Raw genomic sequence first — 15,978 nt, forward strand, 5'->3', positions numbered from 1 at the left:
ATGGCATCGCTCAAACTCGGATTGAAGGCTTCGGCCGAACAGTTCGGACCCCGTGACCTCGTTGAACTCGGTGTCGCCGCCGAAGAGTTCGGCTTGGACTCGGTGACCGTCAGTGACCACTTTCAGCCGTGGCGCCACAACGGCGGACACGCGCCGTTCTCGCTTGCCTGGATGGCGGCAGTCGGCGAACGGACCGAACGACTGCAGATGGGGACATCGGTCCTGACCCCGACGTTCCGCTACAACCCTGCGGTGATCGCGCAGGCGTTCGCCACGATGGGCTGCCTGTTCCCCGACCGCGTCATGCTCGGTGTCGGCACCGGCGAGGCTCTCAATGAGTACGCGACCGGATTCCGCGGTGAATGGCCCGAGTTCAAGGAGCGTTTCGCGCGGCTGCGCGAAGCGGTCCGTCTGATGCGAGAGCTGTGGACCGGCGAGAAAGTGAACTTCGAAGGCGACTACTACTCGACACAGGACGCCTACATGTACGACGTCCCCGAGAACCCGATCCCGGTGTACATCGCCGCGGGCGGGCCGGTCGTCGCCCGTTATGCGGGCCGGGCAGGCGACGGTTTCATCTGCACTTCGGGCAAGGGCATGGACCTCTACACCGAGAAGCTGATCCCGGCAGTCAAGGAGGGCGCGGCGAAGGTCGAGCGGGACTTCGACGCGATCGACCGGATGATCGAGATCAAGATCTCCTACGACCGTGACCCGGACCGCGCACTCGAGCAGACCCGATTCTGGGCTCCGCTCTCGCTCACCCCGGAGCAGAAGCACAGCGTCAACTCGTCGGTCGAGATGGAACGTCTGGCCGACGAACTGCCGATCGAACAGGTCGCGAAACGGTGGATCGTCGCGTCGAACCCCGACGACGCTGTCGCTCAGATCAAGCCGTACCTCGACGCAGGCCTCAACCACCTGGTCTTCCACAACCCGGGAGCCGACCAGCGACGGTTCCTCGAAGCGTTCACCGAGGACGTCGTACCGGCGCTCCGCAGCCTGGGGTAGACGATCAGTTAACTGCTCGCACTCGCACCGGTGGTTTCGGCTGGCGCGGTCTCGGTCTCGGTTGTCGTCTCGGTCTCCGTCCGGGTCCGCGTCACGGTGTCCGTGACCGTCCGCGTCCCGGTCTGGTGCTCGGTCGCCGTGTTCTCGCGGGTCGCCGTCGCGGTCGCCGTCGTCGTCTTGGTGACGGTGCTGGCGTCGCCGTTTTCGGTCTCTGTCTGGGTGACGACGCTGGTCACGGGGTGTGCGGGCGCCTTGCTGCCGCCCTTGTTGCCGACGATGAAGAACGAGATGATCACGATTGCGGCTGCCGCACAGGCGACGGCCGCGATGATCTGCATACGCCGCGCCGCCGCGCTCGCACCTGCTGCGGCCGTGGCGGCGGCCGGTGAACCGCTGTAGAGGTCGTTCGGGATCGCGCCGTACGGCGTCTGCGTCATGTCGTTGGGCGCCGACTGCTCGCGAGGGAGGTCATCGCCGCTGTTCCCGGGCTCGTTGGGAGTGTGCGGGGGCGGCGGTTGGGTCAACGGTCTGCTCCTAGTACGGGGCGGAAATCGGTTCTCGGAGAGTTGTGTGCGCGTTCACTTTAGCGTGCTGAAGTCTGACTCAACGATCTGGATTTTGGTGAATAGCGCGCTTGACACTCGCCCGGTCGGAGTAAAGTCGGCTTTGGCACTTTTGCCTCGGCTCCCTCCCCTAGCCGACTTCTGATCGTGACGAAAGATTGATCGAGGTCAAATGACGACGTTGAACTATGCGCCCACCCGCCCTGGCCTCGGCGGGCTGAATGCGCTCCGCGAGCCCACGGATGACACCGGAGTCCAGCTCACCCCACGCATGATCGCGGCCTGGGAGTCGCGACTCGGTGTGGACCGGCATCGACTCGCCCACCCGTCGCGCTTTTTCGGTGCGACAGGCGTGCAGGAGTGGCAAGGCGGAGTCGATATGATTCCGCGCGACATCGACCGGTTCAGTGCCGTCCGGTTCGAGCGTGAACTGTCGACCACTGCAACGTTCTGCGCGCTGTACCCGCCTGCCCGGATCGCACGGACGGCCGAACGCGTCCGGACCGATCCGTACGAGTTGCTGTTGGTCACGGTCACCTCGATGCGTGGCCGGACCGTCCTCCGTCAGGACGGAAAGGAGCATGCGTACTCGGCGGGCGACCTGATGTTCGTCTCGACGGCGAGTCCCTTCCTGCAGAGCGCCGCCAACGTGACTGACCCGTCGGGGCTGGCGATCCCGCTGGCCATGCTCGGCAGACATCGGGCCCTCGCCGAGCGGCGGGGTCGGCCTACCAACAAGCCGACCCTGCTCTCCGGGGCCGCTGCCGGGTTCGTGCGGCGATTCGCCGCTGACACCGCAGCCGCCGACGTGCCCTTGCCGTCGGCAGACGCGGAGCTCGCGGCGGTCGACCTCATCACCGCAGCGTTGGCTGAACTGGCCTCCGACGAGGGGTACCGCTTGCAGGATGACGTGTTGTTCAACAACCAGTCGGCGCTCGAGTTGATCGCGCGCCGGCATCGTGATCCTGACTTCACGCCGGACAGTATCGCCGCTGAACTCCATCTGTCGCGACGTCAGTTGTATCGACTCTTCGAGAACAGTGGCCGGTCATTGGCTACGCGGATCGCGGACGCACGAGTCGAGACTGCACGCGAGATGCTCGGTGCCAATCCGTGGCTGCCGGTCAGTAGCATATCGGCGGCGTGCGGATTCGGCTCGGTAGCGACCTTCCGTAATAGGTTCAAGACGCGCTATGGCATCGGCCCCGTCGAGTACCGCCAGAGTGTCGCGCGCTGACCCGCTCAGCGCGTCCGACTGTTGACCAGGGTCACACCCTGGGGCATAGTGGTCGATGGAAAAATAAGCGATCGCTTACTCGGTCTGTGGTGTGCACTCGTGGTCGGGCTGTCGGGAAAACTGCTGCGACGGCGAGCTGACGCGTGGATCATGTGATCGTCGGCAACCAGTTCTACAGGGAGAGTTCATGACCATTCAGCGGACAGCCATCGTCACCGGAGCAGCTCGCGGAATCGGCGCGGAAGTCGCTCGCCGTCTCGCATCAGACGGCCATGCCGTCGCGGTCCTCGACCTCGACGAATCCGCATGCCAGAGTGTCGTCGACGAGATCGTCGCGGCAGGTGGCAGTGCACTCGCCGTCGGTGCGGACGTCTCCGACGAGGTCGCCGTTGAAACAGCGGTCAGCCGTGTCGCGGCCGAGTTGGGTGCACCGACGATCCTCGTCAACAATGCGGGGATCATCCGCGACAACCTGCTGTTCAAGATGACCGTCTCCGACTGGGACGCGGTCATGGGCGTTCACCTGCGCGGTGCGTTCCTGATGGCGCGCGAGGTACAGAACTACCAGACGAAGGAGGGCTGGGGTCGCATCGTCAACCTGTCGTCGACATCGGCTCTCGGCAACCGTGGCCAAGCCAACTACTCGGCGGCCAAGGCCGGCATGCAGGGCTTCACCAAGACCCTCGCCCTAGAACTCGGACGTTTCGGTGTCACCGCGAACGCGATCGCCCCGGGCTTCATCGCCACCGACATGACGGCGGCGACGGCCGAGCGCATCGGCGTCACGTTCGACGACTTCAAGTCGGCGATGGCCAAGGAGATCCCCGTGCAGCGGGTCGGCGAACCCGCCGACATCGCCCATGCCGTGAGCTTCTATGCGAGCGAGGGCGCAGGCTTCGTCTCCGGGCAGGTGCTGTACGTCGCGGGTGGGCCCAAGGACTGAGAACCGATGCACTTGCAGCACCGCACTTGCACGACCGCCCTTGCCACCATGTGATCGCAGAGGAGAGAAGATGAAGATCCTGAACGGCCGGGCCGAACTCGAAGCAGCGGTCGGCACCCACCTCGGATACTCCGACTGGCTGCAGATCGACCAGGAGCGCATCGACCGCTTCGCGGAGGCGACCGGCGATCACCAGTGGATTCATGTCGATCCGGAGCGGGCTGCCGCCGGACCGTTCGGATCGACCATCGCGCACGGATATCTGACGTTGTCGCTGATTCCGATGCTGTCGGGGCAGGTCTACTCGGTCGAGGGCACGACGATGGGCGTCAACTACGGCAGCAATAAGGTGCGCTTCCCGTCGCCGGTGCCCGTCGGTTCACGCGTGCGCGCAGGCGTGGAAGTCGTGTCGGTGACCGCGACCGGAGCGGGCCTGCAGGTGGTGAACCGGGTGACTGTCGAACGTGAGGGCTCCGACAAGCCCTCCTGCGTCGCCGAAACCGTGTCGGTGATGGCGTTCTGATGACGCAGGAACACCCCGGACTCGATCTCGCGGTCCTCGGTGACTGGTTGCCGAGGCACGTCGACGGTGCGGGTTCAGACCTGGCGGCGACGTTGATCGCGGGCGGCAAGTCGAATCTGACGTACCGCGTCACCGACGGCTCATCGTCGTGGATCCTGCGTCGGCCGCCGGTAGGCCGCTTGTTGGCGACCGCGCACGACATGGGGCGCGAGTACCGAATGATGTCGGCGCTGCAGCCGACCGCGGTACCGGTGCCGGCGATGTACGCGATGTGCGAGGACGTCGAGGTACTCGGCGCGCCGTTTTATGTGATGTCTGAAATCGACGGGGTGCCGTACCGGTCGAAGGACGAGCTCGGCGCCCTCGGGCCGGAGCGCACGCGCGCGATCTCCGAACGGCTCGTCGACACTCTCGTCGACCTGCACCGGGTGGATCCCGCGGAAGTTGGCCTGGCGGACGCCGGTCGTCCCGAAGGGTTCCTCGGCCGTCAGGTGGAACGGTGGCGCAAACAATTCGCGGCCGCGCACACGCGAGACCTTCCGTCGATGGAGACCCTGTACGCGATGCTGTCCGACCGGGTGCCCGCCGACAGCGCGCCAGGGATCGTGCACGGCGATTACCGTCTAGACAACGTCCTGGTGACCCCGCAAGACGAGATGGGGGCCGTCGTCGACTGGGAGTTGTCGACGATCGGCGATTCGCTCACCGATCTGGCGCTCATGCTCATCTACGGGCGTCTCGCACAGGTCACGCCGGGCGCGGTCGCAGACGCCACAGAGGCACCGGGATACCTGACCGAGCAGGAGATCATCGAACGGTACGCGGCGGGCAGTGATCGCGATCTCGGTGAACTCGGCTTCTACGTCGCTCTCGGCTGCTTCAAACTGGCGGGGATCGTCGAGGGTATCCACTACCGGTTCGCGAACGGGCAGACCGTCGGAGACGGTTTCGCGCAGCTCGGCGACGGAGTGTTCGGACTATTGGACGCGGGCATCGCCGCGTTGAGGGAGAACTGACATGGATTTCGGATTCGACGAGAAGACCCGTGAACTGATCGACGGCGTCAACGCCTTCATGGACAGTCACGTCTACCCGGCCGAGAGAGTGTTCGGTGACCAACTGGCTGCGCTGGACAACAGGTGGGCGTGGGACAGCGTTCCGGTACTCAGCGAGCTGCGCACCGAAGCGCGGGCGCGGGGGTATTGGAACCTCTTCCTGCCCGGCGAGAACGGTGCGGGTCTGACTAATCTGCAGTACGCCCCCCTTGCTGAGATCACTGGTCGGAGTTCCCAGCTGGCGCCAGCGGTCTTCAACTGTGCAGCGCCGGACACCGGCAACATGGAGGTCCTCAACGAATTTGGCACGTCCGCACAACAGGCCGAGTGGTTGCAGCCGCTGCTCGACGGAACCATCCGGTCAGCGTTCGCGATGACCGAGCCGGATGTCGCGAGTTCTGATGCCACCAACATCGAACTGTCCATCCGGCGTGACGGCGACGACTACGTCATCAATGGCCGAAAGTGGTGGATTACCGGGGCGATGAACCCCAACGCGAAGATCTTCATCGTGATGGGCAAGACCGACCCCGAGGCTCCGCGGCATCGACAGCAGTCGCAGGTCCTCGTCCCGCGCGACACTCCAGGCCTCGAGATCGTCCGAGGTATGGAGGTGTTCGGGTACGACGACCACAGTCACGGCGGCCACGCGGAGATGAGGTTCACTGATGTCCGCGTGCCGATCACCAATGTGATCGCCAACGAGGGCGACGGCTTCGCGATCGCACAGGCCCGTCTCGGGCCGGGACGCATCCATCACTGCATGCGTGCGATCGGTCTGGCCGAGCGCGCGATCGAGTTGATGTGCGACCGCGCGTCGGGACGCGTGGCATTCGGCCGACCGCTCGCTGACCAAGGTGTCATCCGCGATTGGATCGCCGAGTCGCGAGTGCGGATCGAACAGCTTCGTCTGCTGATCCTCAAGACGGCCTGGCTGATGGACACCGTCGGCAACAAGGGGGCGCACGGCGAGATCCAGGCGATCAAGATCGTCACCCCGAAGACCGTCCAGTGGATCCTGGACAAGGCGATCCAGGTGCACGGTGCCGGCGGACTCTCCCAGGACTTCCCGCTAGCCGAGGCCTACGCGGGCATCCGCACCCTCCGCTTCGCTGACGGCCCGGACGAAGTCCATAAGAACTCTCTCGCCAAGGCCGAACTACGGAAGCGAGCCGACCGCTAGTCGGTCGGCGCCGCGGTTTCGCTCGCCCGCCGCGCTCGCACCGCGGTGGGCGATGCGCGCAAGTGAAGCGTCCCACTGCTGCTGAGTAGGCTCGGCGATCTCTCGGCCGGGACGCGGCGTCATATGCCTCCAGCGGCGCCGCAACTCCATCAATCAGTTCACGACCCCAGTCCGCGCACACCGACGCACTGGGGTCGTGTCGCGCGCCAAGCAGTCCCACCGTAGAGCGGCGTACGCCGATAGGTGTGCCGAATCGGTGGTCGCCTCAGCGGGATGGTCGCCGTCGACGACCGGTCCCGAGGCTATCGGGTTCCCCGATTGTGCGAGCGGTTGCCGAATTCGAATGCGAGCGGTTTGATTCGGAGTGCCTGCCGAAGCTTGTTAGTGATGGTTCTTTTTCGCGATTTGACGACTGTCTGGACCGATCGATAATCGAGTCTGTGCCATTTATGGGCAATACTGCGACAGGTAGTAGTTGTCCATTACTCGTGTGGCGAATTTTAGTATAAAAGCTGTGTAGTTCGAACGACCTACAAAATGGCGATCGGATCGATATCCGCAGCGTGTGACGGGTCTGCAAGCGAACAAGTAGGCGCTTTGTGAGATTGCATTCGGATGCGATTTTTTAAGAACTTTTGTTTATGCTGTCTCGTATGGATACGCCCCCTGGTCGGTCTCGGACCGTCCTTCGTAACTGCAACCTGTTCAACGGAATAGACGATCAGACGGTGGCCGGAGCGGACGTCGTGTTCTCGGGTTCGACTATTTCTGCGGTGTCGACTTCACCGGTGGCGCAGCAGCAGGGTGACACGGTGATCGATGCCGGTGGACGTTTCCTGATGCCTGGCATGAGCGACGCTCATGTCCACCTGATGGGGAACGCCAACAGCTATATGGACTTCATCATGGGGCCGACGGGCGGGCTCTATGTGAATACCCTCGCCGAGGCGAAGTCCATGCTGCACCGTGGGTTCACCACGGTCCGCGACATGGGTGGCGACCTTGCTTCGGTGAAGACGGCGATCGATCGCGGTCAGTTCGAAGGCCCCCGCATCTTCCCGAGCCAAGCGATGATCTCGCAGACATCCGGCCACGCCGACTTCGCGTTCGTCTACCAGACGCCACAGGCGTTCGGCGGCGGCCCGAGCCGGACGGAGGAGATCGGATTCACGCGCGTCGCGGACGGTGCGGCGAAAGTGTTGACGGCAGTACGTGAGCAACTGCGCAAGGGCGCGACTCAGATCAAGCTGACCGTCGGCGGCGGGGCCGCGTCGATGTACGACCCGCTGAATACGCTCCAGTACACGACAGACGAGATCCGAGCTGCCGTCGAAGCAGCAGCCGACTACGGCACGTACGTAGCTACCCACGTCTACACAGTGGAGGGGATTCGCCGGGCGATCGATGCGGGCGTGCGGTCCATCGAGCATGGTCACCTCGCCGATGAGGACACCGTCGCACTGATCGCAGAAAAGGGGATCTGGCTGTCCATGCAGCCGTTCGCCGAGCACGACCATTCGTACCCGGATCCGGGCCGATCGGCGAAGAACGTGCAGATTTGCAACGGCACCGACGCGGTCTACGGCTGGGCGCGCAAGCACGGGGTGAAGACAGCGTGGGGTACCGACCTGCTGTTGGAGCCCGCGTCGGCACCGAAGCAGAGCGAGATGGCCGCACGACTCGGCGAGTTTTACACCAACGTGGACGCACTCAAGATGCTGACCTCGGGCAACGCGGAACTGTTCGCGATGGCAGGTCCGCGCAACCCATACGCCGCACACCAGCTCGGCACGATCGCTGAAGGGTCGTGGGCCGATATGTTGCTTTTCGACGGCGACCCGATCGCCGACCTGTCGATCATCGGCAAACCGGACGAGCGACTCAAAGTCATCGTCAAAAACGGTGTCGTCGTCAAGAACGAGTTGTAGGACACAATGACAGAACCAATTCCCGCCCCGTTGTACCCCGACATGGCGGTCACTGAATACGCAGCCGGGACCGAGGACGTCTTGCTCGACGCGCAGGGCATAGGCGTCCGCGCATCGTGGGGACAGATCTACGGCCCGGTGGACTTGCGCGTCCGCCGAGGCGGACTCACCGTCCTCGTCGGTGCGGGCGGGCGCGGCCGCACGGCGCTGCTCCTCACCCTCGCCGGCCGGATGAAGCCGACCTCGGGCGTCCTCGAGTCGTTCGGTCAGCGCAACAACGCGCGTCACCTGTTCACGAGGGCTGCCCTCGGGTTCGTCGACGAGGTGGACGGTATCGAACAGACGATCCGGGTCCACGACGTCCTCACCGAACAGATTCGATGGACGGCGCCCTGGTACAAGTTCGTCGGCCAGTCCACACAGGAGGACCTCGAACGCCTGTGCCGCCCGATATTCGGGCAACTGGCACTGCCGTCACTCGACGCGTACGTCGAGGAGCTGCCGCAGCTCACCGCGGCGCTCTTCCGCATAGCGATGGCCAACATTCGCCGTCCGGAAATTCTGGTAGTCGGGGGCGTCGACAAGCTGTCGAGTGACGACAGCAGTCGCCTGCTGGTTGAGCGACTCGTCGTGCTCGGGCAAGACCAGACAGTCATCACCGCGGATGTCAACGGCGTCCGGCCCCAGCCCGGTATCCGCGACGTCATCCATGTACCCAACTTGACCGACGACGAGTTTGTCCGTCTCGAACGTGAGGACCAGATCCGATGAAGATGCTCGCCGCGTTTTCCCCAGGCAGCGACTTCAAGCGGTACTACCGCGGACGGATGCCTCGCCTGGCACTGGCTGTCATCATCCTGATGCCGCTCATGTACGGCGCGCTTTACCTCTGGGCGTTTTGGAACCCGTTCAACGAGGTCAATAAGATGCCGATCGCGCTGGTCAACCTGGACACCGGTGCCACCCTCGACGGCAAGCCGCTCGCGGCGGGCGAACAGGTCGTGCAGGGGCTCGTCGCGTCGAAACAGCTCGATCTGAACGTTGTTTCCGAGTCGGAAGCCGCGGATGGCGTCGCACACGGCAAGTACTACTTCTCGATCACGCTGCCGAAGGATTTCAGTGAGGCGGTCGTGTCGCCGACCACCGGGAAACCTCGGTCGGCTCCACTGATCTTCACCTACGACGATGCGAACAACTACCTCGCATCCGTGCTCGGCGGCGACGCCGCGCAACAAGTCGTCTCGCAGGTCGCGTCGCAGGTCGGAACCCAGACATTCGATATCGCGTTCAAAGAGGTCGGCAGCATGCTGCCGCAGGTGACGAAGGCCGTCGACGGCGCAAACGAACTCGCGACCGGTTTGGACACCGCGAACACCGGCGCGCACGAATTGTCCGGCGCGCTCGACGAACTGTCGGGCGTAGTCATCAAGGCGACCGACCCGGTCCTGGCGGCCACCAGCGGCTCCGGCGGTCTCAGCCCCGCCGAGGTGAAGGCGACAGCTACCCGAGTCAGCCAGGGCGCTGAGACGATCAACGAGATTGTGGGCGGGGCAGCCGCAACGCAGTCGCGCGGGTACACCGCGCTCGACCGCGCCATCAGCGGTATGGCGAGCAGTCCTGACCCTGCGATGCGTGCGCTCGCTCGATCGCTGACCCCTGCGAAAGACGCGCTGGCGAACCGTGGCCTCGGCCCGGACGCGAACAATGCCGCCACCGCGCTGCTCAGTGACTCTCAGAAGCTGTCGGCAGCGATGACCACCCCGGGCAGCCAGGTGAACTCGCTTCTGGCTCTCGCCGAGAGCGGTGGCCTGCATGCTGACATCGAGAAGGCACGCGGCGCCGCAACCGAATTGAGCTCGGCCTCCGGCGAACTAGCGGCCGGAACCAAAAAGCTCGCGGGCGGCGCTCACCAGCTCGCGGGTGGGCTCGACGAAGCGAGCAAGGCCATCCCGAAGTGGAACAAAGAGCAGCAGGACGCGCTGGCGAAGACGCTGTCACAGCCGGTGTTCCTGTCCGAGAAGTACGAGAATGAGGCCGGGACCTTCGGCACCGGTTTCGCACCGTTCTTCTTCTCTCTCGCGTTGTTCGTCGGCGGAATCATCGCGTGGATGCTGTTCACTCCGCTGCAGTCGAGGCCGATCGCTCAGGGACTCAACTCGGTACGTGCGGTGCTGGCGTCGTACGCGCCGACTTTCGGAGTCGGCGCGCTGCAAGCGGCGATCCTCTTCGGGGTCACCGTGCTTGCCGTGGGGCTGCGACCCGTGCACGTGGCCGGAACATTCTTGTTCATGCTTTTGGTGGTCGCGACGTTCCTGGCACTGATACAGATGTTCAACGCACTATTCGGGCCAGCAGTCGGACGAGTCGTGACGCTGGCGTTCCTGATGATCCAACTGACATCGGCCGGTGGCATCTATCCGGTGGAGACGACGACCAAACCGTTCCAATACATCCACTGGGTGGACCCGATGACCTACACGGTCAACGGGTTGAGACAGATGATCATGGGCGGGGTGGACTACCGATTCTGGGTGGCGCTCGCCGTCCTGAGCTGCCTCACCGTCATCTTCCTGTCAGTCTCCGTCGTCGCGGCCCGACGGAACAGGCAGTACACCATGGACCGGCTCTATCCGCCGGTCGAAGTGTGACCTGCAGAGATCGCGCCGACCCGGTCCTGTTCGGCGGGCCCTACCCACAACCGCTCGAGAAAAAGGAGACAACACATGCCCAACAACGAGTCTGACCTCATGGAACTCAGTCCGGTCTTCGACAGGAACGGCGAGACGACCTCTCTGCCGCGCCATGAACTCCCGGACGAGATGATGCTCCCGAGCACCGCGTACCAGATCGTCCACGATCAGGCGATGCTCGACGGCAATTCGCGGCTCAACCTGGCCACCTTCGTCTCGACGTACATGGACAAGGAAGCCAAGCTCCTGTACGCGCAGACTGTCGACAAGAACATGATCGACAAGGACGAGTACCCGGCGACCGCCGAGATCGAAGACCGTTGCTGGCGGATCCTGGGCAATCTCTGGCACAACCCGGACGTCGAACAAGCCATCGGTACCTCCACGATCGGTTCGTCGGAGGCCTGCATGCTGGGCGGTCTGGCACTCAAACGCCGCTGGCAGGGTCGCCGGAAGGCCGAGGGCAAGTCGACGGAGAGCCCGAACATCGTGCTGTCGACGGCCGTGCAGGTGTGCTGGGAGAAGTTCTGCAACTACTTCGAGGTCGAGCCCCGCTGGGTGCCGATCACCGAGGACCATCTGTTCCTCGACGGTCACGACCTGGAGAAGTACGTCGACGAGAACACGATCGGCGTCGTCGCGATCATGGGACAGACGTACACCGGTGCATACGAGCCGGTGAAGGAGATCGCTGCCAAGCTCGACCAGATCCAGAGCGACACCGGCCTGGACGTGAACATCCACATCGACGGAGCGTCAGGTGCGATGATCGCTCCGTTCTGTCAGCCCGACCTGGAATGGGACTTCCGCATCGACCGGGTCGCGTCGATCAGCACGTCCGGGCACAAGTTCGGCTTGGTGTACCCGGGCGTCGGTTGGATCGTGTGGCGTGACAAGGAAGCCCTGCCGGAGAGCATGATCTTCCATTGCGCGTACCTCGGTGGCGACATGCCGACCCTGGCGCTCAACTTCTCGCGTCCCGGCTCGCAGGTATTGCTGCAGTACTACCAGTTCCTGCGTCTGGGCCGCGAAGGCTACCGGGCGGTGCAGCAGGGTTCGTTGAACGTGGCACAGCATCTGTCGTCGACGATCGCCGAGCTCGGGCCGTTCGAACTCGTGAGCAAGGGCGACACCATTCCGGTCTTCGCGTGGCGCATGAAGCCGGGGTACACCGACACGTGGACCCTCTACGACTTGCAGGATCGCCTGCGTATGAAGGGCTGGCAGGTGCCGGCTTACCCGCTCGCCGACAACCTGGCCGAGGTGACTGTGCAGCGCATCGTGGTCCGTGCGGGGCTGAGCATGGACCTCGCTAACGCTTTGCTGAGAGACCTGCGCACTGAGGTCGACTTCCTGGAGAAGCTCAGCGGCCCGATGCCGCACGAGGGCCAGAAGGCTGCGTTCCACCACTGACCTGAACGAGACGTCCCGGACCCTGTGTGTCAACGGAGTCCGGGACGTCGCCTTTGACTGGAAAGGGTATGCATGAGCGTGGACGACACGGTGCGGACAGTCCGTGCACTGAAGCCGACGCTGACGAAACAGTGCGTCGGCTTCATGATCGGTTCATCGCTGTTCGCCCTCGGCTCAGCTCCGGGATTCGGGAGCTGGGCCGGATCGGATGCAGCGAACTTCAGCTACTTCGTTGGTGCCTGGTTCTTTACCGGCGCCGCATTCATCCAACTCGTGTTGAGCGGAGCGCGCACCGGTCCCGTCTCCTACGGGACCGGTGTCATGTTCCGGGCGGAGTGGCTCGCCGCATCCACCCAGTTTTTCGGAACCCTCTTGTTCAACGTGAGTACGACGACGGCCCTCCAGGTGCACACAGTCCGCGGCGAGCAGCATTTGGTGTGGAACCCGGACGCGGGCGGCTCGGTGGCGTTCCTCGTCAGCGGGTTCTTCGTCCTAGTCGCCTTCACCAGGTCGACCGGCAGGGTGTGGGCGCCGACCAGCGTCGACTGGTGGTCGGGACAGATCAACATGATCGGGTGCATCGCCTTCGGCGTCGCCGCGGTCGGATCGTTCGTCAATAGGTCCGGGACCACCGCCGACGCGACGCTTGGCAACTACGGCACCTTCGTAGGTGCGCTGTGCTTCTTCGCGGCGTCGGCAGTCGTGGTCGCCGCCCTTGCGTGGACTCGCGGCGACTCCGCCGATCATGGCCAACCACTCACCCCAGCCGCCAGAGCGGGTTGACGGGTCCGTGGCCCGCACCCAGCGGGTACGCCGACTGCAGTCCCTTGGTGACCCATGCCTTCGCGAAGTCGACGGCGTCGGGCACCTCGTAGCCGTGGGCCAACGCGCCGCATAAGGCGGCGGCCAGGGTGTCGCCCGCGCCGTGGTCGTGCGGGGTGTTGACCCGCGGCAGGTCCAACGAGATGAACTGGTCGCCGTCGAAGAGTAGGTCCGGGCTCAGTTCGCTATCGCGCAGATGTCCGCCCTTCACCAGAGCCCACCGGGCCCCGAGGTCGCGGAGCGCGCGTGCAGCGTCTCGTTGAGTCGCGGCGTCGACGACGTCGATTCCGGTGATCAGCCGGACCTCGTCGAGATTCGGCGTAACGACGTCGGCCAACGGGATCATCCGCCGGATCAGGGTGTCGAGGGCGTCAGCGGTCAGGAGGGGGTCGCCGTGCATCGACGCGCAGACCGGGTCGACGACGAGCGCGACACCGCGCCCGCCGCCGATGTCGAGTTCGCCGCACGTATCGGCGATCGCCTCGATGATCGGCGCGGACGCGAGCATGCCCGTCTTGACCGCGCCGACACCGATGTCGGGGACCACCGACCGCATCTGCGCCGCGACCGTCTCCGGTGGAATCGGTGCGATCCCGGTGACGCCCAGCGTGTTCTGTACGGTCACCGCGGTGACCGCGACGCACGCGTGCAGTCCGAGCAGCGCGAACGTGCGCATGTCGGCTTGGATACCCGCGCCGCCGCCGGAATCGGAGCCGGCGATCGTCATGACGCGAAGCGGTGTCTGTCCCGGAGCCGCTGTCGGCAGCAGACGCGGTTCGGTCACTGTGCCGGACTCGATTCGGATATCGGCAGGTAGACGTGGTTTCCCGCCGCCGCGAACTCGTCCGACTTCGCGGCCATCTCCTCGGCGATCTTGCGGTCGATGTCCTCGGCGGTGACCAGATTGTTCTCCTCGGCGTACGCTCGCACGTCGGCGGAGATCCGCATCGAGCAGAACTTCGGTCCGCACATCGAGCAGAAGTGTGCGGTCTTCGCCGGCTCGGCGGGCATCGTCTCGTCGTGGTATTCGCGAGCCGTGTCGGGGTCGAGTGCCAGATTGAATTGATCGGTCCAGCGGAACTCGAATCGCGCCCGGCTCAACGCGTCGTCGCGCTCCTGTGCCCTCGGGTGACATTTGGCGAGGTCGGCAGCGTGCGCTGCGATCTTGTAGGTGATCACGCCGACCTTCACGTCGTCGCGGTTGGGCAGGCCGAGATGCTCTTTCGGGGTCACGTAACAGAGCATCGCGGTGCCTGCCTGTGCGATCATCGCTGCGCCGATAGCCGACGTGATGTGGTCGTATGCCGGAGCGATGTCGGTGGCGAGCGGGCCGAGTGTGTAAAACGGAGCCTCCTCGCACCACTGTTCTTCGAGCTTCACGTTTTCGACGATCTTGTGCATCGGCACGTGGCCGGGGCCTTCGATCATGACCTGGACGCCATACGACTTCGCGCGCGTCGTGAGTTCGCCGAGGGTTCGCAGCTCGGCGAACTGCGCCTCGTCGTTGGCGTCCGCGATCGAGCCGGGGCGCAGGCCGTCGCCGAGTGAGAACGTGATGTCGTAGCGGGCGAGGATTTCGCTCAGCTCGTCGAAATGCGTGTACAGGAACGACTCGGTGTGGTGGGCCAGACACCACGCGGCCATGATCGATCCGCCGCGCGAGACGATGCCGGTGACGCGTTTGGCGGTCAGCGGCACATAGCGCAGCAGCACGCCCGCGTGCACGGTCATGTAGTCGACGCCCTGCTCAGCCTGCTCGATCACGGTGTCGCGGTAGATCTCCCAGGTCAATGCCGTGGGGTCGCCGTTGACTTTCTCCAGCGCCTGATAGATGGGGACGGTGCCGACCGGGACCGGCGAGTTCCGCATGATCCACTCGCGCGTCGCGTGGATGTCCTTGCCGGTCGACAAGTCCATGATCGTGTCTGCTCCCCACCGAGCAGCCCATACCATCTTCTCGACCTCTTCACCGATCGACGAGGAGACGGCCGAATTGCCGATGTTGGCATTCACTTTCACCGTGAAAGCCTTGCCGATGATCATCGGCTCGGATTCGGGATGGCGGTGGTTGGCTGGGATCACGGCCCGTCCCGCTGCGACTTCACTGCGCACCAGTTCGACGTCGACACCCTCGCGGGCCGCGATGTACGTCATCTCCGAGGTCACGACCCCGGCGCGCGCCCACGCGAGTTGGGTCGCCGCACCGTCTATCGGCTCGGGGCGGGGCCATTCGTCGCGCGTCGCGGGAAGTCCGCGCTCGACGTCTATCTCCGCAGTGGCATCGGTGTACGGGCCGGACGTGTCGTACAGGTCGAGGTGTTCGCCGTTGGTCAGATTGACGCGGCGTTGCGGAACGCGCAGTCCATCTACCTGCAGATAGTGTTTGGTGCTGCCCTCGATCGGACCCGTCGTGACGCTATTGTTTGACGTCGTGACGGCTTTTCCGGACACAGGTGTACCCATGACATCTCCTCCCTACGCCGGCATTACCCGGACAGGTTCGAGCGGTCAGCGATCGCCATTCGCCATCTCAGCCCTCGGATCGTGAGAGCCCCCGCGTGTGTAATTGTGTGGCACGCCGACCAGATGGCCGACGTACGTTGGCCACCT

Annotated in this window: 14 protein-coding genes and 1 riboswitch; of the genes, 11 read left to right on the forward strand and 3 right to left on the reverse strand. The window is 64.4% G+C overall.

What is annotated here, in order from left to right; all coding sequences use genetic code 11:
* Positions 1–1,011, forward strand: coding sequence for a glucose-6-phosphate dehydrogenase (coenzyme-F420) (gene fgd, locus MP11Mi_RS08665; protein ID WP_420041876.1), 1,011 nt, complete (start codon positions 1–3; stop codon positions 1,009–1,011).
* Positions 1,012–1,019: 8 nt separating this feature from the next.
* Here the strand turns inward: fgd and MP11Mi_RS08670 are convergent, their stop codons facing one another.
* On the reverse strand, positions 1,020–1,535 hold the full coding sequence (locus MP11Mi_RS08670; RefSeq protein ID WP_420041877.1) for a hypothetical protein: 516 nt from the start codon (positions 1,533–1,535) through the stop codon (positions 1,020–1,022).
* Between the two features lie 211 nt (positions 1,536–1,746).
* Here MP11Mi_RS08670 and MP11Mi_RS08675 point away from each other — a divergent pair, with 211 nt between their 5' ends.
* From MP11Mi_RS08675 to MP11Mi_RS08720, 10 genes are all read left to right on the forward strand, one after another.
* Positions 1,747–2,811, forward strand: coding sequence for an AraC family transcriptional regulator (locus MP11Mi_RS08675; RefSeq protein WP_420041878.1), 1,065 nt, complete (start codon positions 1,747–1,749; stop codon positions 2,809–2,811).
* A 187-nt stretch (positions 2,812–2,998) separates the two neighbouring features.
* A complete protein-coding gene (locus MP11Mi_RS08680) occupies positions 2,999–3,754 on the forward strand; it encodes an SDR family oxidoreductase (protein WP_420041879.1) in 756 nt (251 codons plus the stop codon).
* A 70-nt stretch (positions 3,755–3,824) separates the two neighbouring features.
* Positions 3,825–4,277, forward strand: a complete 453-nt coding sequence (locus MP11Mi_RS08685) for a MaoC family dehydratase (RefSeq protein WP_420041880.1) — start codon at positions 3,825–3,827, stop codon at positions 4,275–4,277.
* A complete protein-coding gene (locus tag MP11Mi_RS08690) occupies positions 4,277–5,293 on the forward strand; it encodes a phosphotransferase family protein (RefSeq protein WP_420041881.1) in 1,017 nt (338 codons plus the stop codon). The genes MP11Mi_RS08685 and MP11Mi_RS08690 overlap by 1 nt, the downstream gene beginning before the upstream one ends.
* A gap of 1 nt (position 5,294) precedes the next feature.
* On the forward strand, positions 5,295–6,515 hold the full coding sequence (locus tag MP11Mi_RS08695) for an acyl-CoA dehydrogenase family protein (RefSeq protein WP_420041882.1): 1,221 nt from the start codon (positions 5,295–5,297) through the stop codon (positions 6,513–6,515).
* 653 nt (positions 6,516–7,168) lie between these two features.
* Positions 7,169–8,443, forward strand: a complete 1,275-nt coding sequence (locus MP11Mi_RS08700) for a metal-dependent hydrolase family protein (protein ID WP_420041883.1) — start codon at positions 7,169–7,171, stop codon at positions 8,441–8,443.
* A gap of 42 nt (positions 8,444–8,485) precedes the next feature.
* Positions 8,486–9,214 carry an ATP-binding cassette domain-containing protein gene (locus MP11Mi_RS08705; RefSeq protein WP_420042048.1) on the forward strand — a complete coding sequence of 243 codons (729 nt, stop codon included), beginning with the start codon at positions 8,486–8,488 and terminating at the stop codon, positions 9,212–9,214.
* A 2-nt stretch (positions 9,215–9,216) separates the two neighbouring features.
* On the forward strand, positions 9,217–11,091 hold the full coding sequence (locus MP11Mi_RS08710) for a YhgE/Pip domain-containing protein (RefSeq protein WP_420042049.1): 1,875 nt from the start codon (positions 9,217–9,219) through the stop codon (positions 11,089–11,091).
* 75 nt (positions 11,092–11,166) lie between these two features.
* Positions 11,167–12,546 (forward strand): glutamate decarboxylase, encoded by a 1,380-nt coding sequence (locus MP11Mi_RS08715; RefSeq protein ID WP_420041884.1) that lies wholly within the window; start codon positions 11,167–11,169, stop codon positions 12,544–12,546.
* Positions 12,547–12,618: 72 nt separating this feature from the next.
* On the forward strand, positions 12,619–13,329 hold the full coding sequence (locus MP11Mi_RS08720; protein WP_420041885.1) for a hypothetical protein: 711 nt from the start codon (positions 12,619–12,621) through the stop codon (positions 13,327–13,329).
* Here MP11Mi_RS08720 and thiD read toward each other — a convergent pair.
* Positions 13,304–14,152 (reverse strand): bifunctional hydroxymethylpyrimidine kinase/phosphomethylpyrimidine kinase, encoded by an 849-nt coding sequence (gene thiD, locus MP11Mi_RS08725; RefSeq protein WP_420041886.1) that lies wholly within the window; start codon positions 14,150–14,152, stop codon positions 13,304–13,306. The two genes, MP11Mi_RS08720 and thiD, sit on opposite strands and share 26 nt — an antisense overlap.
* Positions 14,149–15,831 carry a phosphomethylpyrimidine synthase ThiC gene (thiC, locus tag MP11Mi_RS08730; RefSeq protein ID WP_420041887.1) on the reverse strand — a complete coding sequence of 561 codons (1,683 nt, stop codon included), beginning with the start codon at positions 15,829–15,831 and terminating at the stop codon, positions 14,149–14,151. Before thiC ends, thiD begins: the two co-directional genes overlap by 4 nt.
* Positions 15,825–15,936, reverse strand: a riboswitch (TPP riboswitch). (Overlaps the previous gene by 7 nt.)
* Positions 15,937–15,978: the final 42 nt, after the last annotated feature.

Origin of the sequence: Gordonia abscondita, from assembly GCF_032711245.1 — a bacterium.
Lineage (GTDB): Bacteria > Actinomycetota > Actinomycetes > Mycobacteriales > Mycobacteriaceae > Gordonia.

What these genes read in the sequence shown, in the direction of transcription:
- fgd (WP_420041876.1), top strand. Translation starts at nt 1, where the DNA reads ATGGCATCGCTCAAACTCGGATTGAAGGCTTCGGCCGAACAGTTCGGA.
- MP11Mi_RS08675 (WP_420041878.1), top strand. Translation starts at nt 1,747, where the DNA reads ATGACGACGTTGAACTATGCGCCCACCCGCCCTGGCCTCGGCGGGCTG.
- MP11Mi_RS08680 (WP_420041879.1), top strand. Translation starts at nt 2,999, where the DNA reads ATGACCATTCAGCGGACAGCCATCGTCACCGGAGCAGCTCGCGGAATC.
- MP11Mi_RS08685 (WP_420041880.1), top strand. Translation starts at nt 3,825, where the DNA reads ATGAAGATCCTGAACGGCCGGGCCGAACTCGAAGCAGCGGTCGGCACC.
- MP11Mi_RS08690 (WP_420041881.1), top strand. Translation starts at nt 4,277, where the DNA reads ATGACGCAGGAACACCCCGGACTCGATCTCGCGGTCCTCGGTGACTGG.
- MP11Mi_RS08695 (WP_420041882.1), top strand. Translation starts at nt 5,295, where the DNA reads ATGGATTTCGGATTCGACGAGAAGACCCGTGAACTGATCGACGGCGTC.
- MP11Mi_RS08700 (WP_420041883.1), top strand. Translation starts at nt 7,169, where the DNA reads ATGGATACGCCCCCTGGTCGGTCTCGGACCGTCCTTCGTAACTGCAAC.
- MP11Mi_RS08705 (WP_420042048.1), top strand. Translation starts at nt 8,486, where the DNA reads ATGGCGGTCACTGAATACGCAGCCGGGACCGAGGACGTCTTGCTCGAC.
- MP11Mi_RS08710 (WP_420042049.1), top strand. Translation starts at nt 9,217, where the DNA reads ATGCTCGCCGCGTTTTCCCCAGGCAGCGACTTCAAGCGGTACTACCGC.
- MP11Mi_RS08715 (WP_420041884.1), top strand. Translation starts at nt 11,167, where the DNA reads ATGCCCAACAACGAGTCTGACCTCATGGAACTCAGTCCGGTCTTCGAC.
- MP11Mi_RS08720 (WP_420041885.1), top strand. Translation starts at nt 12,619, where the DNA reads ATGAGCGTGGACGACACGGTGCGGACAGTCCGTGCACTGAAGCCGACG.
- thiC (WP_420041887.1), bottom strand. Translation starts at nt 15,831, where the DNA reads ATGGGTACACCTGTGTCCGGAAAAGCCGTCACGACGTCAAACAATAGC.